Genomic DNA, 23056 nt, shown 5'->3' on the forward strand with positions numbered 1-23056 from the left:
CCCCTAGCATCAATTTGGTTAAGTTAACATCAATAAAGCAATAAATGAATCAAGCTCCAAGGCGCCGAAATAACGCCGCATTTCAACGCCATCCAGCCGCTCTCGAATAGCCGTTTCCTCATAACGGGAGCCGCGCAGCACCTCTTCCAGCTCTGCGACATCGCTAGCGCCGAAGAAGTCTCCATAAATTTTTATATCTTGAATTTGTCCCTCTTCTATCGCTAAACGTACATCCAACTTCCCAACACCTTCGAAGCGCTTAAAGTTTTGCACGGTGCTCTTCGGCGATTTACCATAGTTCCAATCCCAGTTTCCATAACGTTCTTCGGATATGTTACGAATTTGGCGCCAGTCCTCTTCTGAAAGCTTGTATGTCGGCACTTGTGACGCTTCCATCCCAAATATTGAAGTTAGCAGCTTTAGACGAAATTCCTCAATCGTTATAGGAGCATCCAGAAATTCAACGATGTTGGCGACTCTGCTGCGAATCGATTTAATGCCTTTGGATTGGATTTTGTCAGGGCTAACCTTGAGTGCAGACACGACATTTTCAATCTCAGAGTTGAATAAAAGCGTGCCATGGCTGAACATGCGTCCTTTGGTTGCAAACTGCGCGTTGCCAGATATTTTACGCTCACCGACCTGAATATCATTACGCCCTGTTAACGCTGCTTCCACGCCAAGATTACGAAGGGCTTCTACGACAGGTTCTGTAAACTTTTGAAAATTGTGAAAAGAATTTCCGTCATCTTTGGTAATAAAGCTAAAATTCAAATTGCCTAAATCATGATAGACGGCACCGCCGCCGGAAAGTCTGCGAACAACATGCAGGTTGTGATCTTTCACATATTCTGGATTGATTTCTTCCAACGTGTTTTGATTTTTGCCGATAATAATGGAGGGTTCATTCATATAAAATAACAGGTAACTGTCCTGATCAGGCAAGTGCCTTAACGCGTATTCCTCAATCGCTAAGTTAATCCGTGGATCTGTTATTCCTTCGTTATCAATAAATCGCATGCGTATGCTCCTTTAATTAGATAGATAAATCGGACGCCATCGTTCGATTGAGTGTTGACATGCCTAAAGATTGGTAGAAAGCTCTAGCGCTCTCATTAAATTCCCAAACATTAAGCTCAAGGGAGGTGGCCCCTTGTTCCCGCGCCCACGCTGCAGATGCATGATAAAGCTGCGTTCCAACGCCTTGCCGCTGAAAGTCTGGAGACACCGCAAGTTCATTCAAATAGGCGTAAAGGCGTGGAACTAGCGCTTCATACGAAGGGCTTTTCTTCATCTCCAGCATCGCCACACCTACCACTTGTCCGCTATACTCAGCGACCCATATCACCTTATTCATCTGATCTGAAAAGCTGCGGTACCAGCCCATGGCAACTACGCGATCCAATCTTGCAAAATGATTAGGCAAAGCAGATGCATGCTCCTCTTGACCAAAACGAATGATGGCATTCACCGCTTCATAGTCTTCGGAACGTGCTCGTCGTATGATAAGTTCCAAATTCTCCACTCCTGTTGCAGTTTGCAGTTTTCTTTCCTTTGTTTCATAGCTTACATCAATGGACAATATTTTTCCACTTTTGATATTGTATTTTTATGCATTAATATGTATATTTATTTAAAATGCTTATGAAGAATCGAAAGGAGTTTACTTTTGATGAACGATTTAATCACCTTTTACAACGAACTCGATAGGATTGCCTCCAACACATGGCCTGCTGAAATTTCCGCCTTTATCGATAACTGGCAGTTGCGAGCCACCCAGGGTGTCACGAAGCGGGCAAATAGTGTGCTTGCAATCGGTGAATATCCGCAAACCGCTAACTGGCTGCCTCTTATCGAACAATTCTATGCCGACAAAGGCCTTCCTGCCATTTTCCAAATCAGCGATGCCTCGCCGCCTGGGCTGGATGCGAAGTTACATACGCTAGGATATGTCCGTGACCTACCATGTCTCATGATGTTTGCTGACGCTCAAAAAGCGGCCGCTTTAGCACAGCAGAAACTCCTGTTGAAACCACATGCACCACTATCGACCAAATGGGTGAACGAAGTGGATGATGAGTGGCTCGATGCCTTTCTTACGCTTGAGAATTACGATAAATCGCTCAAAGAATGCTACAGAGGAATATGTGATAGGATCTCCAAGACCAAAGGATTTGTAAAAATTATAAAGGATAATCAAATCATCGCTGTCGGCACGGCTATTGTTGAAGGCGAATGGGCTGGATTCCTGAATGTTGTTGTTAGTGAGAAGGAGCGTGGTAAAGGTCTGAGTTACAACCTTATACACGCCCTCTCGACTTGGAGTCTGGAACATGGTGCTGCTCAGCAATATCTGCAAGTTGTCGCTTCCAATACAGCCGCTGTTTCGTTATATGAAAAACTTGGCTACCACACCAAATATGGCTATCATTACCGAATCAAGTATGATTTACGCCCCTTTGCGTCATCCTAACTAAGAATTTGTCAAGGATACGAAAGGAGCTTAATTTCATGGCAACAGCTACTACGCCAAAACCTGTTTTCCCACCTCAGCATCAAAACGTGCAGCCAGGCGTTGAGTCACAGATGAACCCGCGTCCTGAATTTGACAACGCTGCCTACAAAGCAGCTGGCAAGCTGCAAGACAAAGTCGCGCTAATTACCGGAGGCGATAGCGGCATAGGCCGCGCGGTTGCGGTCGCCTTTGCCAAAGAAGGCGCTGACGTGATGCTCGTCTACCTCAATGAACACGGAGATGCGGAAGAAACGCAGCGCCATGTGGAGAAGGCTGGACGCAAATGTCTGCATGTCGCTGGTGATATTGGCGATGAGAACTTTTGCAAGAAGATGATCGAGCAGGCCGTTCAACATTTCGGGAAGCTAGACATTCTCGTGAACAATGCCGCCGAGCAGCATCCGCAGCCAAGCATCGCGAATATTACCTCAGAGCAGCTCGAACGAACATTTAAGACGAACATCTTTTCACTCTTTTATTTAACCAAAGCTGCCCTTCCCCATCTCAAATCGGGAAGCGCCATTATTAATACAGCTTCCATCACAGCCTATCATGGACATGAGCAGCTGATCGACTACTCCGCAACGAAAGGTGCGATTGTTACCTTCACACGATCCCTTTCCTTGCAGCTGAATGCCAAAGGAATTCGCGTGAACGCCGTTGCTCCAGGCCCGATCTGGACACCGCTGATTCCTTCTACCTTCACGGAGCAGGAAGTCGCTACGTTTGGCTCAACGACGCCAATGAAGCGTGCAGGGCAGCCAGCTGAGCTTGCAGCGAGTTACGTCTTCCTGGCCAGCGAGGACTCCTCTTATATGGCAGGTCAGGTGCTGCACGTGAATGGCGGAACGATTGTTAACGGATAAATCACAAGAAGAACCGTCAGGGAAATCCTGACGGTTCTTTTCATTTTGACGAACATCGACCCCTATCAGAGGAACTGTAGTCCGCTATTTGGAGAAAAACAAGCACAGTGTTCCATCTGAACGGAACTACAGGCACTTATTTGTCGCAAATGATGCATTTTGGGGGTGAAATCGGCAAAATAGCGGATCGTAGTTCCCTTTGCATGTGAAAACCATACCTGTTCAGGGAAATAGCGGACTTTAGTTCTCTCAAACACACAGGTCATAGCATTTGTTCCGTTTAGATACCCGCCTTGAGCAGCAGCTTCGTCCATATCCACTTCGTATAAGCAAGCGTTTCTCTTGCTTCATGATACGGCATGAACAGTACTTCGGAATCGATTGATGAAACAAGCGGCTCTTTCAGTCCTATGCTTTCCGCAATATCCAGCGATCGCGAGCCATGGTAGGAATGCGTCACAATGATGGAGCTCACAAGGCCCTGCTCGTCCATAATTTGCTTGGAAAACAACAAATTCTCGTATGTACTTGTGGCCCTCGGTTCAATCAGAATACTTTTGACAGGAAGCCCCTTTTTAATCAAATAATCTCGCATGCCTTCTGCTTCAGTCAGCTTGGAGCCATTATGATCCAGACCGCCGCTTACGATAAGTTGCTTGAACTTGCCTTGTTTATATAAGTTAACTGCCAAATCTAACCGCTCTTGAAGTCCTGGACTTGGAATATCTTGACGCAAGGAGGCTCCTAGCACAATGCCGACATCCACTTGCTTAGGCAAATCTTGATCTGGAGCAACTTGAACCTTCCACTGGATATAAACAATCCAGACCACGCCAAGAAGAAACAGAACGATGAACGTTCGAAATAGGTTGGCCAAAGTCCGGCGGAATTTCGACTTCGGCATAGATTTAGAAGTAGGTTTTGAAGCCTTTCTCGGTTTCGGGGAAACCGTTTGTTGCTTATGGTTCATGTTGGTTTTTGCTGTCATCCACATACTCCTTATCCAAAAATGCGCTTACTTGCCGAAACAATAAAGCCGCATCATCACTATGACAAATGAGGTGATTGGATCTTGGATGCCAGTGGAGCTCGCGTTGTCCCTTCACTTTGCTATAAATGTAACGCGCACTTTGTGGATGAATCACCTGATCCTTCTCCGACTGTGCAATTAGGGTAGGAATACTCACATGACTTAGCTCTGGCTTTAGTTTGCGAACTAACCGAGTAAACTGCCAAGTCGCTCTCAAAGGTGTTGCTTTGGCCTTGTCGAGCGAAATTTTCCTCTCAAATTTCCATTCATCCCGGATTACTTCAAGCATTCGGCCTGGGCTTACATAAATCACTGCCGTATTTAATAATATGAGCCTGCGAATCGGATATCTCACGGATAAATACGCAGCTAACAAACCACCCATCGAGAAGCCCACCATGTCGAATTCGCCGTATTCACGCGTCATTTTCTCCGCCTGCTCCTCGGCAGCCCTTACCCAATCTTCCCAGCGGGAAGTTTTCAATTGGTTATTGGAATCCCCATTCCAGGGGAGCTCCGGCACGTTACAAAGTTGACCGCGTTCACGCAAATGCCGAGCTAACGGCTCAACTTCATAGGGCCCACCTGTAAATCCGTGGAACAATAAACAGGGTTGTTTCACCTGTTTCACCCGGCATCCCTCCCGTCAATCTTTCCAGTGTAATGACGTACAATTTAATTTATTCTATTTTTCTTTAATCGTGATGGCGTTAATTGTTACCTTTTCTTTCGGTTTGCTTGGAGTAGCTTCTCCACCCATCTCAACAGGTGTTTCAGCAATTTTCGCAATTGTTGCCATGCCGTCCTGCGTCACTTTTCCGAAAATGGTGTAGTTCGGCTGTTTGTTCAAATTCGTGCAATCATCACCGGAACAAATGAAAAACTGGCTGCCATTTGTATTCGGACCGGAATTCGCCATTGCAACCGTACCTGGCTCATATTTGTGTGAAGTTTTGAGCTCGTCAGCGAACTTGTAGCCAGGTCCGCCCATTCCTGTCCCTTGCGGGTCCCCAGTTTGAATCATGAATGATTTGATAATACGGTGAAACGTCACATTATTGTAGAAGCCCTCTTTAGATAAAAACACGAAGTTGTTCACCGTTTTGGGAGCTTCCTTGGCGTAAAGGTCAATTGTAAACGAGCCTTTGGACGTCGTTACTTCCGCTTGATAATTTTTATTTGTATCAATCGCCATGTCTGGAGCTTTGCTCCATTGTTTAGCTGCTGAAGTGGCAGGTGATGCTGCAGCAGAAGCAGCCGGCGCTGTCGCGCCGCTTTTCGGTGTAGCCGTACCGCCAGCGGTTTCAGCTGGTTTGTTGCCGCAAGCCGAAGCAAGCATCGTGAGTGCGATCAGTGTGAGCGGCAATAGTTTCGCTGGTTTAAGCAGGTTCATTGTAAATTCCTCCGTCTAGTCGTGGGTTTCAAATTGCGGATCTTCCATTACGGCGTTTTGGGCACAATTACTTGTTCCCCATCCGGCTTGCCATCCTTCGGTTTATCCGGCGTTCCATTCCCCGGCTTGTTAGATGGCGTAGGTGTCGGACTTGGACCATTGCTTGAGTTCGGACTCGTACTCGGAGTTGGACTTGGGCTCGGACTCCCACTTGGCTTAACCGTATTACCCGGTGTTGGCGTAGGTGTCGGCTTCCCTCCTGGAGATTGCGTCGGATTCGTCGGGTCATTCCCATTACCTGGTGAAGGTGTAGGCGACACTCCTGGTGATGGAGTTGGCTTCGTTCCATCTGGAAGCGTGTCGTCCTTAGGAATTTCCACAGAAGCCACATTCGACTTCGCACCTTCCACATTCGTGTCTGCGTTAAATGGAACGACATAATATTGATAAGTCTCTCCACTGAATACCGACGAATCATTCACAATTGCTGATGGTGATTGAATCAGCAATTTAGCATCCGCATCCTTGGAACCTTTGCGGTACACATTATAACCCGTCTTCTCGCCAAGCGGTGTCCATGTTAGTTTAACAGATTTCTTATCGATCTCATAAACAGCCGCTAGATCGGTAACACCAGTAGGCGTCTCTGTGGGTGTAGGAACATTCGCAGGCTTGACGAAATTCGTGATAGGAACGCCATCCAGCGACTTGGACATGATCTCTTTGAAAAGAGCCGCCGTGCTTCCGCTACCGACCGTCACATAATGCTTTGAATCTACCTTATCGAATCCTTCCCACACGGCCGCCGTCCATTCAGGTGTATACCCAACGAACCAGACATCACGGTCATATTGTTCAATTCCCTTGATATCCAGCCCTGTAGAACCTGTTTTACCGGCAACTGGACGGTTGAATTTAGCTTTCGTACCTGTACCGCCGGTTTCGACAACTCCCTGAAGAAGAAGCGTCATATAATAAGCGGTTTTCGGTTGAATCACTTGTTTCTTCTCCTGCTTATAGGCAGCGATTTCTTTCCCTTGCGTATCCGTAATGCGAAGAATTGCATGGGTTTTGTTTAGAGACCCTTGGTTCGCAAAGGCTGAGTAAGCCGTTGCCATTTGGAGAGGTGAAACCCCATCCGTAAGACCACCAAGAGCGATAGCCAAGTTGACATCTTTCTGGGGATTCAGCTGAATGCCCAGCTTTTTGGCAAACTCGATGCCGGTTCTAACACCGATTTTCTCAAGCAGCCACACGGGAGCCAAGTTATATGATTTTTTCACGGCTTCAAGCATCGTTACTTGACCATGCGTCACACGGTCATAGTTTCGTGGTGAATACGTTCCATTCCCGAAACTTGTTTGAGAATCATCCATCATGGAATAAGGGGTGTAGTCCCCGCTATCCAGGGCAGGTCCGTATGCAGCAATCGGTTTAAAAGAAGATCCAGGCTGCCTTTTGGAATAAATACGGCTGAATCCTCGCGATTTGTAATCACGGCCACCGATCATCGCCATTAAACCGCCTGTTTTATTATCAACAATGACCATGGCGCTTTGAATTTTCTGTCCATCCGCAGCATCCTTTTGGAAAAAGCTCGGATTCGCGTAGGTTGTCTCCATGATTTGTTGGGCTTTCGGATTCATTGTTGTGTAAATACGGTAACCCTTCGTCAGCAATTCATCTTCATCAATGCCATACATTTCTTCCGCTTCATTCATCACATAATCCACATAACTGGCGTAATCTTTCGTGTTTGTAGCTGCCGCAGCAGGCGGGACGTAATCCACAGCTGCAGCTTCTGCGCGCTCGGCTTCCGTAATATACCCTTGATCCGCCATTAATCTAAGTACGACTGCTCGACGCTCTTTGGACAGATCCGGGTTCGCTAACGGTGAATATCTCGATGGCGCTTTGGGCAAAGCAGCGAGAGTCGCCATTTCCCAAACCTTCAGATCGTTTAAATTGGATTTACCAAAGTAAACCTTGGCTGCCGCCTTAATCCCATAGGCATTGCTACCAAAGAATATTCGATTCAAATAACGTTCAAGAATTTCATCCTTGGTATACTTTTCGTCCAGAGCAAAGGCAATAGACATTTCCGTTCCTTTACGGAAGGCTGTTTTCTCTGAGCTGAGGAACACGTTCTTCGCTAACTGCTGGGTAATCGTACTTCCGCCTTCAACAGCGCTCATATGAATAACGTCCGTGACTAGCGCTCGGCCAATCGCCCAGAAGTCGACACCGGAATGCTGCTCAAATCGGCGATCTTCTGTCGCAATAAAAGCCTGCTTCAAACGCTCCGGAACATCTTTGATGTTCACGCTCTCCCGGTTCTCGCCTTTATAAATCTTGGCAATCTCCTTAGCCTGTGCATCCTTGCCTTCTTCCTGCGCATAAATAAGGGTCGATTCCGTTGTCGTCTCGATTTTATCAATATTCAATTCCAAAATCTTAAAACCGTTCATAATAACAACAATATAAATAGCCATTGCACAAATGATTGCCAAAATCGTTGCTATAATAGAACCTAAAATTAACTTACGAAAATTAAACTTCTTCTTTTTAGGACCTTTCTTCTTGCCTTGTGGTTTCGTTTTGGCATTCGTTGTTGACTGTTTGTTTGTAGGTCTCTCCAAATCCACCGACTCCCTCGTGTACAATTCTTTATCTATTAACCAACAAAAGAACAACCTTAAACAAGGTTGCTCCCACAAGTTTCTATTCGGTTAGACGGTTCAGTCCATTAAAAAGTTGCAAAACCAAACGAGGAAAGGAATATTATTCCGTTGTTTCCGTAGCAGCCATTAAAGAAACAGCGCGTTGCGGCGTGAACGTCGAAATGGCATGTTTGTACACCATTTGCTGACGGCCTTCGCTGTCAATGATGATCGTGAAATTGTCAAAAGCACGGATTAGCCCTCTGATTTGGAACCCATTCGTTAGATAGACGGTTACGGGAATGCTTTCTTTGCGAAGTTGATTTAAAAAGTTGTCCTGAATGTTAATGGATCGGTTCATCAGTAGGTCCCCCTTAATGGAATGAAACTATCGCCTGACGGCGCTATTTTCTAGTGGTCATATTTGTTAGTTATATTCAATTTTATGTACAAACTTTCCTGCTAGTATATCACTAATCTTTTCGAAATGGGCAGAAAAATTTGCCGGCTCCGTTACATCCACCCAGTGGATATCTTTCATATGCCGGAACCAGGACAGCTGTCTCTTGGCAAAACGGCGCGTATCCCGCTTCAGCAGCGTCACTGCTGCCTCAAGAGTGAGCTCCCCCTCCAAATAGCTGACGATTTCTTTGTAGCCGAGTGCTTGCATGGAAATAGCCTGCTTCGGACATCCTGCGGACAAAATCGACTGAACTTCTTGGACGAGTCCTTCTTGCATCATCTCGTCGATGCGCTCTTCAATGCGCTTATATAGAAGCGCGCGGTCCATCGTCAGTCCGATGATACATAGTTCGTACGGGGATTCTTTTTTCTGGGCGGCCAAATGAGAAGTCATCGTCTCTCCGGAGACATGATATATTTCCATAGCCCGGATCACCCGCCTACGGTCATTTGCATGCAGGCGGTCTGCGCTTTCGGGATCAACTTCACGCAGCTTTAGGTGCAGAGCTTCGTCGCCGTGCTGAATAGCGTAAGCCTCCTGCTCGAGGCGGAACGTTTCATCCATACTGACATCTGTAAACTGGTAGTCATAACAGACGGATTCAATATATAAGCCTGTACCGCCAACAATAAAAGGAAGCTTTCCACGCGCGTGGATATCAAGAATTAAAGCTTTCACACGTTCTTGGAATTCCGCAGCCGAAAAAGGATAAGAAGGGTTATGAATATCAATTAAATGATGCGGAACAAGGAGCTGTTCAGCTTCGCTCGCTTTGGCTGTTCCAATATCCATCCCCCGGTATACCTGCATAGAATCTCCGGAAATAATTTCGCACCCGAACTTCTGGGCAATTTCTAAACTAAGCTTGGTTTTGCCAACTGCCGTGGGACCAAGAAGCACGAGTAATTTCGGCTTGGCTGATGGGGCTAACACAGTCGAATCACTCCATACGTTGTTTTGGTCGTCGATCGTAATACATGCTCAAAGCCAAGACGTGCAAATTCCTTGCTGTCTTTGTTTTCTTTGAGCACGATGCTTTTGCGTGCAACACGCTTTGCCTCCTCGATTGAATCCAGCGTAACTGCCTCATCGTTCGCATTTCTTCTCAGATGAGAAATCGCTTGAGATTCTTCGATTGGACTGCGGAACATCGGATCAAAGTAAACAACATCAACACTTTTCGAACCTAATTGTTGCAAATAGGCAAGATGATGCTGTTTTTTGACGGATATGCGCCTCATAGCCTCGTTAAGCTCCACAACCTCTGATTCGTAGAGTGCTAAACCCTCATGAATCAGCATGGCTGGAATGTCTTCGCTTTCTACGGCAGTGACACTTCCTTGCGCACCGACGGCGAAGGAGAACACGATCGAATCTGACGCTAATCCTGCTGTACAATCCACAATGACATCGCCAGGTGCTGCACCAGAGGCTTGAACTAATAGGTCTGATTCACCTTTGAGCATACGCTTCACGCGAACGAGTGCCATACTGGGATGGAAAAAAGCTGCAGGATGGTCATCTTCATAGTACCTGATCTCATCCCTGGTCACAAGCAGGAGCGATGAATCCTTATTATTTTTCCTAAGATGTTCCAAAGAATACTTCCTTCGAGGGACGAATCGGCCACCGTACTCCGCAGCCAACCGTCCTGCTTTGCTTACTATTTCGCTCGAAGGGTCAAATGAAGTCGTTACTATCACAGGGTTACATCACTCTCTTAAACATTTTTTCCAATTCGTAGGTAGTAAAACTCACAACAATAGGTCGTCCATGCGGACATGTATATGGATTTCGGCAGCCAGCAAGTCGGTCGATGAGCGTCTCCATCTCCAGGACACTAAGCCCTTGATTCGCTTTAATGGAGGCTTTGCAGGAACACATAATCGCAGCTTTCTCCCTCAGTTTGGCGATATCAACCGCCTTCTTCTCGCTGAGTACCCATTCGCATATTTCCTCAACGATCCCTTTTTCTTCCCCTGAAGGAAACCAGTGTGGATGAGCACGAACGAGGAACGTATTCCCGCCAAATGCTTCCATAAACACGCCAGCTTGTTCAAAAAGAGACAATCGATCCGAGAGAATACCTGCCTCTGAAGGCGTAAACTCCAATGTAATCGGAACAAGCAATTCTTGGCTTGCCTCAGCAGGATTGCCAAAACGCTCGTAATAATATTCATAATTAATCCGCTCATGTGCAGCATGTTGATCAATTAAATATAGACCATCGGCATTCTGTGCAATCAAATAGGTGCCATGCATTTGACCGATTGGTTCTAAGCTTGGAAAAACAGGCAGCTTTGGCTGCTCGTTCTCCTCATTCGATGGCAGCAAATCCATGAATGCTTCATTCGTACGGCGCTGCTGCTGAATGGAAACATTTCTTGGATTTGCCGCTGCCGGCGAATACGAGTTGTTCATCGGCGATGTGGCCCGATTGGCATAGGACGGACTCGGAGCTTGTCTCTGAGCCTCCGCAGGTGGAGACCATGCTCTAGGCTCTGCCACTCTTGCCGGCGGCGCCTCAAAAGCTGATTTCTGCTGCTCAGGCATGTAAGCAGACAGGCTTTCTTTAATTTGAATCCGCGGAGACTCCGTTTCCACAGGGATTTCCAGTGCTTTCTGAGCGCTAGCATTCGGTGGCGTTAACGGTTCAACCGTTCGCGTGAGATCAAGCTGCTCCTGAACGTAGGCCCCTTTCGGCGCTGATGGCTTGCTGCCCGTAGGAATCAGTACCTGGCGGCCGAATAAACGTTTGACCTCCGTCTCGATTAAAGCCGTCAACTCCGCTTCTTTACTGAAGCGGACCTCAAGCTTGGATGGATGCACATTCACATCCACCAGGGCAGGGTCCATCCCGATTTGCAGCACAGCAACCGGGAAGCGGTTGATCGGCAGCAGGGTGTGATACCCCTGCAGCAGTGCTTGATTCAGCGCGAAATTGCGGACGTATCGACCATTCACAATGGTCGATATGCCGCCGCGATTCGCGCGCGTCATTTCGGGCTTCGCAACGAAGCCCGAGATGGTGTAATCCAAGCTATCCACTTGGATTGGAAGCATTTGCTTGCCGATGGCTGTGCCATATATGCCGGCGATCACTTGAAGCAAATCGCCGTTGCCCAGCGTTTGCAGCAGCATATTGCCGTTATGCTTGAGCGAAAAGGCAATGCCAGGGTGAGCTAGTGCTAATCGGTACATATAGTCCGAAATATGGCCGAGCTCGGTTTGGATCGTTTTCATATATTTGAGACGCGCAGGTGTATTATAAAATAAATCCCTTACCGTCACTTCGGTTCCGCGTGAAGCCGCTGTTTCTTCGACCGTACGAATGGTTCCGCCTTCGATGGAGATTTTCCGCCCTAAACCATCATTGGTAGAGCTCGTAACACACTCGAGTCGGGAGACAGACGCTATACTTGGCAGGGCCTCGCCCCGAAAACCCAATGTACGAATCGAAAACAAATCTTTACTTGTCGCAATTTTGCTCGTCGCGTGCCGCTGAAAGGCTAATTCACAGTCTTCCAGCGCCATACCGGTCCCGTTATCGGACACGCGAATCAGCTGCAGTCCACCTTCTTCGATGGTCACATCAATCCGTGTGCTTTCTGCATCGACCGAGTTCTCAACAAGCTCTTTGACGACAGAAGAAGGGCGTTCCACCACTTCCCCTGCTGCAATCTGGTTCGCGATATGTTCGCTTAAAAGCTGGATTTTACCCATCATACGTTAGTTCCCCTTTACAGCTCGGATGGAAACACGCTCTCCCTGATCCTTCACTTGCAGCTGTGGAAAATATTGCGCGAACAGGTCAACATTCACATAGCTTGTCCCATTTTCGATAATTAGCTTGTCATCTTCAACCGGAATAGCATGGGTTCCTTTACTGTCAGAAATATCAACCGTGTGGTTCGTTTCATTCCATGTGATCGTCGCCCCAACTAAGGCTGCTAACCCGCGTGAAGTCGCAAACAATTTACCATTCTCATGGAAGTTTCCAAAACCACTGCTTATTTCTACCCCATTGAACGTTACCAAATGATTCGAAATGTCAACTTGAACATCAGAGATACCTACTGTATGCAGCGCTGTAATGAATTGCGCGGCTGGACCATCTACCTTCATATCCGGCGTTATGCCAACTTTATTCACTTTACGTTTGTTAGGCGTTAGATACTCTTCAATCGTTACTTTCAGCGCTGTGTCATTATCTAGCTGGTACAACTGCTGTACGCTGCCTTTGCCATATGTCTGCATGCCGATTACTTTCGCAACGTTATAATCCTGCAAAGCGCCGGAAAGCACTTCCGATGCGCTGGCGCTATTCTCATTGGCCAAAATATAAACAGGGATCGATAGCTCGCTCCCGCCTTGGATTAATACGGGATCATCCACGCCATCGCGGTCTCTCGTATGAATGAGCACGCCGTCCTTCACGAAATGCTTGGCAATGTTCTGCGCCGTGTCCACAAGGCCCCCTGGGTTATTGCGCACATCCAAAATCAATGATTTCAAGCCTTTTGTTTGAAGCGCGGCAAGCTGTTTGTCAAAATCCTCATCCGCATCGCTGGAGAAATCTGTAATTTGGATATAACCAACTCCATTAGTAAAGCTGCTGCTATACACTTCGGGCACGTTAACCCCTTTACGCGTTAGCTCAACCGTCAGTTCCTTATCTCCACGAGCGACCGTTACCTTAACTTTCGAGCCTTCCACGCCGATGATTTTGTCACGAACTTCATCAATGGAAGTTGTCGAGGCAGGCACACCATCTACGGCACGGACATAGTCATCCCGCTGTAAACCGGCAATTTCGGCAGCTGAGCCAGCAAAAATTTCAGATAAGTAGACGCCTTTTTCGTCAATTCCGATGCGTGCACCCATACCTACATAATTATTTTCCAAAGAACTGGAGAACTGTCCATACTCTTCTTGGCTAAAGAAAACCGTATAAGGATCTTTCAATCCATCGATCATTTGTTTAATACTTTGACCCGCTAATGCTTCTTCCGTCACGCCGCTCACATGCAGTTTTCCAATGATCTCTCTGACTTGCATGGTTTGCAAATCTTCTTGAGCGAGAGCGGCGCTTGCAGGTATTACTGCCATTAGAGCAGAGACGAGGGCTAAGGTTACTTTCATTTTTCTCAATCTAGGCTGGTTTTTCATGTGCGTCTCTCCTTGGGTTTTATAAAATAAATAGAGGCATAGCATCCGTATTATTGCAGTTTTTGTTTCCATTCGTATACTAAATTGAGCGCCTGCAGTGGCGTCATATTGATTAAGTCAATTCCCTTCAGCTGATCAAGCACCAGCTGAGACTTGGCGTCTGGCTTCTTCTTGCCGGACACAGCCGCCGTGCTGTCCTCCTCGAAGAGGGACAGCTGCTGAATCGGAGCGGCCGCAGGAACAGCGACCGGCACAGCCGCTGCGGCGACCTGGGCAGAGCCCGCCGCTCGCTCTTCAAAGCCATTCAGCAGCTCATAGGAGCGCTGAATGATCGCATCCGGCAGCCCTGCGATTTCGGCACAATAGATGCCGTAACTCGTACTTGCTGCCCCAGGAATGAGCTTGCGCAGGAAGGTCACCTGCCTGCCGCTTTCCTTGACCGCCATGCAATGATTCCGCAGATGGCGAAGGCTTTCTTCCAGGTGCGCAAGCTCATGGAAGTGGGTCGATACAAGCGTCTTGCAGCCGATCCGGTCGTGCAAGAACTCGATAACGGCCTGCGCAATCGCCATGCCTTCTCCTGTTGAGGTTCCGCGTCCGAGTTCATCAATGATGACGAGACTTTTGCTTGTCGCTTTCTCCGTCATTACTTGGATGTCCATCATCTCGACCATGAACGTACTCTGTCCGCCGATCAAGTCATCCGCCGCGCCGATCCGCGTGAAGATCCGGTCCGTGACCGGAATGCGCGCCGTTCTGGCAGGAACGAAACAGCCAATCTGCGCCATCAGGCAGATCACGGCGACTTGCCGCATGTAAGTACTTTTACCGGCCATGTTCGGCCCGGTAATGAGCAGAATGCGACCCTGCTCTCCTTCAAGGCGCGTATCGTTCGCGATGAACGAGCCGTCTTGAATCACCGCCTCCACCACCGGGTGGCGGCCTTCTTCAATATGGAGATCGAAGCCTTCGCCGATCTCCGGCTTGCGGAAATGCTGCGCCGCGCTGACAGCGGCCAGGGATTGGTACACGTCGGCGGTCGCAATCACTTCCGCCAGCTTCTGCAGTCTGGAGATATGCTGGGAAATCCGGTCGCGAAGCTCCGTGAACAGCTCATGCTCCAGATCGATCATTTTATCCTGCGCTTCCAGAATGAGCGCTTCTTTCTCTTTCAGCTCTGGCGTGACGTAGCGCTCCGCATTCGCCAGCGTTTGTTTGCGTTCATAGCGGCCTTCTTGAAGCGCCGACATATTCGCTTTGGTCACCTCAATAAAGTAACCGAATACTTTGTTGTAGCCGATCTTGAGCGACTTAATGCCCGTCGCTTCGCGCTCCTGGCGCTCCAGCTCCGCAATCCACTGCTTCCCGTTGGTGCTCGCCTCACGCAGTTGATCCAAATAAGGCTGATAGCCTTCGCGGATCATTCCGCCATCCCGAATCGATACCGGAGGCTCGTCTACAATCGCGCCAGCTATCCACGACATAACGTCGTCGCATGCATCCATATTCTCAACAAGCTTACGCAGTGTTGCCGAACCGGATTGTGCGCAAACTTCCTGAAGCAAAGGCACCTGCTGAAGGGAGTGCTTCAAAGCGACCATGTCGCGGGCATTCGCGTTGCCATACGATATGCGCGCAACGAGACGCTCCAAATCGTAGACTTCCTTCAATGCTTGTTTCAAGTCATCACGAACAATTAACTGATTGTAAAGCAAATCAACAGCTTCCAGACGCTCTTCAATGCGCGAGACGCTCATCAAGGGCTTCTCGATCCAGCGGCGCAGCATCCGGGCACCCATTGCCGTTACGGTTTTGTCGAGCAGCCAAAGCAAGGAACCCTTTTTCGCACGTTCGCGGACCGTTTCTACGAGTTCAAGATTTCTACGTGTAAATGGATCCATCGTCATGAATTGATCAGGCTCATAGACCCTAATATGTTTCACGTGCGTAAGTGCACGTTTCTGCGTTTCTTTCAAATAGGCCAGCAGTAAAGACACGCCATTACGATTAAGAGACGATAAACCAGGGAGCGCGGTATCATCAGCAAAATGCTCATCCAGCAGCTTCTCGTCCGATTGCGTCCACTCCGTTAATACCGTGCTCCGTCCCCATGTAATACCAGACTCACGAATTGTCGTTAACAGTGCAGCATCCGTAATTATCTCGGAGGGGTTATACACGTTAAGCTCATCAACAACGAGCTCCCAGGAAGGAGCCAGCTTCGTCGTATACAACTCGCCCGTTGATATATCACATGCTGTAAACGCATAACCTTCTTCACGGTTCACCAGTGAAACTATGTAGTTATTGCTGGATTCACCTAATAACTTGCTGTCCATGACAGTACCAGGCGTCACAATCCTTACAATTTCACGGCGGACAACACCTTTGGCTTCTGCAGGATCTTCGACCTGCTCGCAAATCGCAACTTTGTAGCCTTTCTCGATTAAACGAGACATATAATTCTCAGCCGAGTGATGGGGCACGCCGCACATCGGAATTTTCTCTTCTGCGCCGCCCTCTCTTCCGGTTAAAGTTATTTCCAGCTCACGGGAAGCATTAATGGCATCTTCAAAAAACATCTCATAAAAATCCCCCAGACGAAAAAACAAAAATGCGTCCGGTACTTGCGCCTTCACGGCCAAGTATTGCTGAATCATCGGCGTATATTGGGCCACCTTGCGTTCCTCCAACCAATCACTTTATTCGCAAACAACGCTTCTTTGAAACTACCATTGTTCATTTTCATAGACTCACAAAATAGTAAAAGCAGTAACCGCTAAAGGCCCCACTCGTCGGGTACAGCCAGCCTGTTGGACAGAGCGTACACCGATCTACGAGCCTCTAGCGTTAGCCAATCTTCCATCTTCGTACTGATAATCTATTATAACATGATTCCTTCTTCAATTGCTTCTTTACGGTTGTACGGAGCAATTTTCCAAGCTTTGCGAATATCCTCTCTCTCATCCCAAGGATTCATGGATAGAATTCGCACGCGGAAGCGGTCTAGAACGGCTGCGTGCACCTCATAGCCCTTCAATTGCTCAAGATCCTGCCAAAGCCTGGCAACCACACCGTAGAGCCGCTGTTTATCTCCGCTATAGTAGGCCGCTTGAATATCCGGATCCTGCAGCGGCTGCCTTGTAAGCAGCCAGTAGTTATCCGCAATGAGCGCAGCAAGCGCGAAAACCCCGCGCGTGATTAAAGGCGAATGCATCCAGCTCGGCAGGGTGCGGTACTCGAAGCCTCCGTGCGACTTTTTGCGGAAGTCGCCGAGAAAGCCATACCTGGGGCGACGCTGACCCGTCGTGTCGCCTTCGATCAAGATCAAAGGCAGCGCGAGGTAGTTATCGAGCGCGCGCAGAAGATGGCCATTCAGCCAGCAGCGGCTGAAGTGGATATGTCCGCCGAGGGGGAAGCCCCCCACCGGCATGCCGCCCGAGAGCCACGCCAGGCTCTCGTCAGGGATGACCCGCGCGGCGAGCTGCATCGCAGACAGCAGGTTCCTCGCCAGTTCGCGCGGGTCTGCACTAGGCTGCGGGCGCAGCTCCGCCAGCGGCAGGATCAGGCGATGCCCGCTGAGCACGATGGCATCGCAGCCGACTTCGCCTTTCCGCGTCAAGAAGCGGTCGGCGAAGACGACTTGGCCTTGCGGGTTCAGCAGCAGGAACTCGGGATCCGTTCCAAGCATGACCCGCTCCTTGCGCTGCACTTCCTTCGAGAGTGCAAGTTCATATCGATCGATGGCCTGTGCGAACAACTGTGTCAGCTTGCCGTTAAGCTTCGGTACAGGATCCACATCCAAAACGACGGTATGACCAGAGGCAAGAATACCAATAGTCACCAAGCCATAATCTAACCCTAGCGCATAAATGGCTTTTACCGCCTCACGGCTTGCTCGGCGAACATGAAAGCTGGCTCTCTCCGGCAGGACTTCTATGTAGGCGGTACTTGCGCTTGCTTGACGTTGGTTAAACAGCGTTTTCTCAGACAGCAGCAGCGTTTCTTTTTTCTCATAGACAATAAGCGTTTGCAAATGAAAGACAGCCACCTTATATTTGTGGGTGAAAGTCAGCGGGGCATCCTTCATCAAACCACGTTTCTTCAGAGATGCTAAGGTCTTGAGCCCATGCATGGCTAGCTGCTCGTCGCGCTTTGTGCTTGACTTAGCTCTCAGAATCGCTCTAATCGGCTGCAGCGCCTGTTTCTGAGGCCATTCATCATGAGCCGCTCCCCAGTGTATAATGATGCGTCCACGCCAATCATCCGGAAGTTTCGTACCGCTCGGAATCTGAATATGATCAGCCAGCTCCAGTGCTTCTTTCTCCTGTGCGTGCAGTAAAAATGATTCCATCGAGATTGCCCCTTCTCGTTACGCCCAAATATGTCTATAAAACAAAAAAGAGGGCAAATGCCCTCTGCCGAACCTGCAACGCCAGCATACACTGGCGTATAGGGTTCATTAATCTAATTCATCCTCAAGAAGTTCGGCATCGAGATCCTCGAAATCTCCATCGCCACTATCATCGAAGTCCACATGTTTGTCATCGAAATCTCCCGGACCATACGGGCTCACAATGACAAACACTTTCGTTTCGGCAATGAGCTCGACTTGGAACTCGCGCTCTACCCGAATCACTACGCTGTCGCCGCTTGTAGCAATACTGGCTTCCACACAGTTTGGCTCTTGCGTTGCGACAGCGGATACTTCAGCTGTCGTTGGCTTATGTTTTTTGTCCAGATAGCTTAGTCCAACGACTTCTACATAAGAAACGGTTTCTTTTGCTACGTCTGTTTTCGTGTTGCGATCGTAAGAATACCAGATGTTGATATCATAAGTACCAACTACCTCTACGCCCTCTCCAGATTGGATCGACTCGAATTGATTATTAATAATCCAAGCGCCCAATATACTGGTCGGAGAAAAGGGCGGAGTCACGGTATGACTTACATGTGAAAATTTGCGACCTTTACCGCAGACAGCTTTGGTAATGATCTCTCTGCTTTGCAAATCTTTATCTAATGACATCCTTTCAACCTCCTCCATACAATCATTCATTACAAGTGTATGCAGGACAGTAGTCTAGAGTGACAATTATTTTATATTATTTTTACTGTTTAAAAATATGGATATCTGTTAGAGTCAACCTGCCCCCGCGCGGTGTTTTTTTTGCTTTTTGGCAATCGATAAGTACATCTTGAGCTCTCTGTTTAGCAGTAAAATCGCGGATCGGACCTCGAATTCTTCGCGGCTTTGCGGCAGACCCATCATTTTATATCGGGCATCCAGCTCTTGCAATTCTTTCTCCGCTTCGCCTGTATAATAGTCTTCCTTCACAGATTGGCTAATATCTTCAAGGATCTTTGCGAGAAGTTCTCCCTGCGGTACAGCTTGATACACTTGGGCGACTAGTACGATCATTCGATTAACCGACTCCAGCTGTTCGCCCCTCATATAGAAATAAACCCGCCAGTAGGGTTCTCCTCCGAAAATTAGCCTATTATCTAACGAGCGTTTGGCCAGAGCAGCACCTAGATCAATTTGTTCACTGACCTCCAAAAGTTCCTTCCCGTCCCAAACGATGGAATTATCCCGCAGATGCTTGGCCATATTGAGAAAAATAACTGAAAATAAGTCCTCTACTCTTTTTTTCTGCGCTGCCATCGCTTTATCCGCCTTCGGCATATAAGCAATATTGATGAGTGTCGCAACGCCTAAGCCAATCAGGAGCACAATCATTTCATTCCATACGGCTGCCCATCCAGCATCTTGATAAGCATAAAGATGCAGCAAAACAACCGCTCCAGTCACAGCTCCTTCCGTAATCCGCAAGCGATGCATCACCGGGAATACCAGCAGAATGAAAAGAACGACTACCCAAACATGAAAGCCCAGGAACCTGAATAACAAAGTCCCCATCAGAAGTGCGAGCATAGATGAAGCTATGCGGTGAAACGCGCTTTGTATGCCTTTTTTCTTGGTTACTTCTATTCCGAGAATAGCTAGTAGCCCTGCGGCGGCAGGCGTTTTGATCCCAAATAAATGAGCAAGATACATCGCTATACCGACCGCAATGGCTGTTTTGAGTACACGAAAGCCCATAGCGTCTCACCTCTTAGTTGGTTGTACTATGGGCCCATTATTTCACTTTGATTACAAAGTGGCAAGTCTTACCGATGTTTTGTCAATCTTTTTTCTAAATTGGATACGATCTGATACATGAATGTCGCAACAATCGCAATAACGAACAACGTCGAGATAACCAAAGTAAAATTGAAGACTTGAAACCCGTATATGATTAAGTACCCGAGACCCATTTGGGAGACTAGGAACTCCCCTACAATGACACCGATCCATGCCAACCCTACATTCACTTTCAGAGTCGAAACAATGGCTGGGAAAGAGGCGGGTAAAATAACTTTTTGGAATACTTTCCTCTTCGTCCCCCCGAATAAGGACACAACTTTTACGTAATTCTGATCCACTTCTTTGAAGCTGCCATAAACGACAAGTGTAGTAATAATAACCGTAATCGAAAGGGTAGTTGCGATGATGGATAGCAGTCCAGGTCCCAGTCCTACAATAAACAGCGGACCCAGCGCAACCTTCGGCATACTGTTTAAAACGACGATATAAGGATCAAGCACCCTGGAAAGAAACGGAGACCACCAGATGATGACAGCGAGTAGAGTGCCAAATAATGTGCCCAGCACGAAACCTATGATTGTCTCCACAACCGTAACGCCCACATGAGGAAGCAAGCTCCCGTCAAGCAGTTTATCCCACAGCAGCTCAAATACTTTCGATGGATAGCTGAAAAGGAGCACATCAATCCATTTTAACCGGGCCGCCACTTCCCATAGAGCAAAAAACACAAGTAGAATGATGAGTTGAACAAGTCTTACTTGCTTCGTTTCCTTCTTCTTTGCTTGAGCAAACTGCTCATGAACCTGTTTGGTCAGAGAATCTTCTCTTGCTATATGTTTAGCCGATTGGCGTTGATTTTCTCTCATGCGTCATGCCCTCCAAACTCCTGCCAAATCAATCGAAAGAGTGCATGGAACCCTGGCAATTCCCTTGCTTCAAAAGGCACTGATTTGCGAATTTCTTCCGGAATATGAAATTCTTGCCGCATCCGTCCCGGGTTAGGATCTAGCACAATAATACGGTCACTCATGGCAATAGCCTCGGAAATGTCATGTGTTACAAGCAGCGCTGTTTTCTTCTTAGCTTGCAGCGTTTCCACAACCAAATCTTCCAGCTGAAGCTTCGTTTGGTAATCCAGTGCAGAGAATGGTTCATCCAACAGCAGCAGCTCAGGCTCAGTTGCTAATGTACGAACCAGAGCGACCCGCTGGCGCATGCCTCCGGAAAGCTGTGAAGGATAATAATCCTTAAAGCTGTACAGCCCCATCTCCTCCAGCAAGTGAAGCACGCTTTGTTTCTTCTCTTTGGTCAACTGACCTGCTATCTCTAATCCCATGCAGGCATTTGCTTCAATTGTCCGCCATGGGAACAGGTAATCCTGCTGCAGCATATAGCCGACCCTTGTCGATGGACCATTCACAGGGTTCCCAGCGACCGTCACCGTGCCTACTGTCGGCCGAATAAGGCCGGCAATGATCGACAAGAGAGTCGTCTTCCCGCAGCCGCTTGGCCCGATGAGACTTACAAATTCGCCGCGTGCTATGGCAAAATCGATCCCTTGCACAGCAAGTGTCGCCCTCTCTTCGGTCACGTAGACTTGTGTTACATTTTTAACCGTTACAGCTGAATCCATGTTCGTACTCCCCTCTCGTTGTTCATTGCCTTCCCAAGTGCTTCTTATGGTTTTACAGTTGATTTGGCTTTCTCAGCGTACGTATTGTTCACTAGCGTTTTCCAAGCCACTTTTTCCTTCAACTCACCTGCGGAAGTCATAACATCGAGCAAATTGTTCCATTCCTGCTCATCGACGATGCCATCTGTTGCAAATGAACCTTGGTCTTTATAACGTTTAACGACGTTTTTTACAATCTCTACATCGATATCTTTAAAATAAGGCAGAACCGCAGTCGTGATTTCATCTACGCTTTTCGCCGCAACCCATAGCTGTGCGCGTTGAATCGCATTCGTAAACTTTTGAACGGTTTCCGGGTTTTGCTTCATGAAGCTTTGTTTGGTCATAAATACGGTGTATGGCAGGTGACCGCTCTCGACGCCAAAGGAAGCAAGCACATACCCTTTTCCTTCTTTTTCGACGATCGATGCTTGCGGTTCAAACAACTGCACGTATTCCCCGGTTCCCGATGCGTAGGCCGATGCGATGTTGGCAAAATCGATGTTTTGAATCAGCTGAAGATCTTTTTGCGGGTCAATATTGTGCTTCTTGAGTGTGAACTCCCCGGCCATTTGCGGCATGCCGCCTTTTCTTTGGCCTAGGAATACGGAGCCTTTGAGTGAATTCCAGTCAAATTGATCCACTTTCTTGCGAGCTACCAGGAAAGTCCCGTCTGTTTGCGTTAATTGAGCAAAATTAATAACGGGATCATCTGAACCTTGCTGCGACACATAAATGGACGTTTCCGAGCCAACCAGCGCCACATCAATGGCACCCGAAAGCAATGCCGTCATGGTTTTGTCACCGCCAGGTGTTGTCGTTAGCTCTACATCAAGGCCTTCATCCTTGAAAAAGCCCTGTGACAGCGCCACGTACTGTGGTGCATAAAATAAAGAACGCGTTACCTCACCAATGCGAACCTTGGTTATTTCCGTGCTTTTCGTTCCGCAAGCCGAAATGACGCTGCTGAGCAGCAGGACCACGGATAAAGCAACTCCCCATTTCTTCCGAATCTTCATAAGACGTCCCTCCGATAAAGTAGTAATCTATCCTATGCAGGAGCCCAGAAGACGGTTAACGCCAACTTTGCAATAAACCGTTTGCAGCGTAAAAAAACAGCACCCTTGGACAGTTGATACT

Annotated in this window: 20 protein-coding genes; 2 read left to right on the plus strand and 18 right to left on the minus strand. The window is 47.9% G+C overall.

The features are described 5' to 3' along the window. Nucleotides 1–18: 18 nt before the first annotated feature. Entirely contained in the window at nucleotides 19–1020 is a 1002-nt protein-coding gene (gene lplA / locus AC58VC_RS01775; RefSeq protein WP_497367159.1) for a lipoate--protein ligase, read from the minus strand. Nucleotides 1021–1036: 16 nt separating this feature from the next. After that, nucleotides 1037–1516, minus strand: a complete 480-nt coding sequence (locus tag AC58VC_RS01780; RefSeq protein WP_497367160.1) for a GNAT family N-acetyltransferase — start codon at nucleotides 1514–1516, stop codon at nucleotides 1037–1039. Nucleotides 1517–1672: 156 nt separating this feature from the next. Here AC58VC_RS01780 and AC58VC_RS01785 point away from each other — a divergent pair, with 156 nt between their 5' ends. Beyond that, nucleotides 1673–2473: a GNAT family N-acetyltransferase gene (locus tag AC58VC_RS01785; RefSeq protein WP_497367161.1), complete on the plus strand. Its 801-nt coding sequence runs from the start codon at nucleotides 1673–1675 to the stop codon at nucleotides 2471–2473. A 38-nt stretch (nucleotides 2474–2511) separates the two neighbouring features. Then, nucleotides 2512–3381, plus strand: a complete 870-nt coding sequence (locus tag AC58VC_RS01790) for an SDR family oxidoreductase (RefSeq protein ID WP_497367162.1) — start codon at nucleotides 2512–2514, stop codon at nucleotides 3379–3381. A 280-nt stretch (nucleotides 3382–3661) separates the two neighbouring features. On the opposite strand, the gene AC58VC_RS01795 is transcribed toward AC58VC_RS01790, so the two are convergent. The 16 genes from AC58VC_RS01795 to AC58VC_RS01870 form a co-directional block, all read right to left on the minus strand. Next, on the minus strand, nucleotides 3662–4369 hold the full coding sequence (locus AC58VC_RS01795; RefSeq protein ID WP_497367163.1) for a YdcF family protein: 708 nt from the start codon (nucleotides 4367–4369) through the stop codon (nucleotides 3662–3664). Beyond that, nucleotides 4341–5042 carry an alpha/beta hydrolase gene (locus AC58VC_RS01800; RefSeq protein ID WP_497367164.1) on the minus strand — a complete coding sequence of 234 codons (702 nt, stop codon included), beginning with the start codon at nucleotides 5040–5042 and terminating at the stop codon, nucleotides 4341–4343. The genes AC58VC_RS01795 and AC58VC_RS01800 overlap by 29 nt, the downstream gene beginning before the upstream one ends. A gap of 54 nt (nucleotides 5043–5096) precedes the next feature. Next, nucleotides 5097–5804 (minus strand): peptidylprolyl isomerase, encoded by a 708-nt coding sequence (locus AC58VC_RS01805; protein ID WP_497367165.1) that lies wholly within the window; start codon nucleotides 5802–5804, stop codon nucleotides 5097–5099. A gap of 47 nt (nucleotides 5805–5851) precedes the next feature. Then, on the minus strand, nucleotides 5852–8443 hold the full coding sequence (locus tag AC58VC_RS01810; protein WP_497367166.1) for a transglycosylase domain-containing protein: 2592 nt from the start codon (nucleotides 8441–8443) through the stop codon (nucleotides 5852–5854). A gap of 142 nt (nucleotides 8444–8585) precedes the next feature. Beyond that, the gene (gene hfq / locus AC58VC_RS01815) at nucleotides 8586–8825 is read right to left on the minus strand and encodes an RNA chaperone Hfq (RefSeq protein WP_127451633.1); all 240 of its coding nucleotides are present in this window, start codon (nucleotides 8823–8825) and stop codon (nucleotides 8586–8588) included. Nucleotides 8826–8891: 66 nt separating this feature from the next. After that, nucleotides 8892–9860: a tRNA (adenosine(37)-N6)-dimethylallyltransferase MiaA gene (gene miaA, locus AC58VC_RS01820; RefSeq protein ID WP_497367167.1), complete on the minus strand. Its 969-nt coding sequence runs from the start codon at nucleotides 9858–9860 to the stop codon at nucleotides 8892–8894. After that, a complete protein-coding gene (locus tag AC58VC_RS01825) occupies nucleotides 9854–10525 on the minus strand; it encodes a class I SAM-dependent methyltransferase (RefSeq protein ID WP_497367168.1) in 672 nt (223 codons plus the stop codon). Before AC58VC_RS01825 ends, miaA begins: the two co-directional genes overlap by 7 nt. Nucleotides 10526–10634: 109 nt before the next feature. Next, nucleotides 10635–12650: a DNA mismatch repair endonuclease MutL gene (gene mutL / locus AC58VC_RS01830; protein ID WP_497367882.1), complete on the minus strand. Its 2016-nt coding sequence runs from the start codon at nucleotides 12648–12650 to the stop codon at nucleotides 10635–10637. A 6-nt stretch (nucleotides 12651–12656) separates the two neighbouring features. Further along, on the minus strand, nucleotides 12657–14096 hold the full coding sequence (locus tag AC58VC_RS01835) for a S41 family peptidase (protein WP_497367169.1): 1440 nt from the start codon (nucleotides 14094–14096) through the stop codon (nucleotides 12657–12659). Nucleotides 14097–14146: 50 nt separating this feature from the next. After that, on the minus strand, nucleotides 14147–16774 hold the full coding sequence (gene mutS / locus AC58VC_RS01840) for a DNA mismatch repair protein MutS (protein WP_497367170.1): 2628 nt from the start codon (nucleotides 16772–16774) through the stop codon (nucleotides 14147–14149). A gap of 206 nt (nucleotides 16775–16980) precedes the next feature. Further along, a complete protein-coding gene (locus tag AC58VC_RS01845; RefSeq protein ID WP_497367171.1) occupies nucleotides 16981–18450 on the minus strand; it encodes a putative amidoligase domain-containing protein in 1470 nt (489 codons plus the stop codon). A gap of 108 nt (nucleotides 18451–18558) precedes the next feature. Further along, the gene (gene cotE / locus AC58VC_RS01850; RefSeq protein WP_497367172.1) at nucleotides 18559–19125 is read right to left on the minus strand and encodes an outer spore coat protein CotE; all 567 of its coding nucleotides are present in this window, start codon (nucleotides 19123–19125) and stop codon (nucleotides 18559–18561) included. A gap of 114 nt (nucleotides 19126–19239) precedes the next feature. Continuing rightward, on the minus strand, nucleotides 19240–20199 hold the full coding sequence (locus AC58VC_RS01855) for an aromatic acid exporter family protein (protein WP_497367173.1): 960 nt from the start codon (nucleotides 20197–20199) through the stop codon (nucleotides 19240–19242). A 68-nt stretch (nucleotides 20200–20267) separates the two neighbouring features. Continuing rightward, entirely contained in the window at nucleotides 20268–21110 is an 843-nt protein-coding gene (locus tag AC58VC_RS01860) for an ABC transporter permease (RefSeq protein ID WP_497367174.1), read from the minus strand. Beyond that, nucleotides 21107–21877 (minus strand): ABC transporter ATP-binding protein, encoded by a 771-nt coding sequence (locus AC58VC_RS01865; protein WP_497367175.1) that lies wholly within the window; start codon nucleotides 21875–21877, stop codon nucleotides 21107–21109. Before AC58VC_RS01865 ends, AC58VC_RS01860 begins: the two co-directional genes overlap by 4 nt. 44 nt (nucleotides 21878–21921) lie before the next feature. Further along, complete coding sequence (locus AC58VC_RS01870; protein ID WP_497367176.1) at nucleotides 21922–22935, minus strand: ABC transporter substrate-binding protein; 1014 nt, start codon at nucleotides 22933–22935, stop codon at nucleotides 21922–21924. Between the last annotated feature and the right edge of the window lie 121 nt (nucleotides 22936–23056).

The organism is Paenibacillus sp. J22R67, assembly GCF_059692175.1.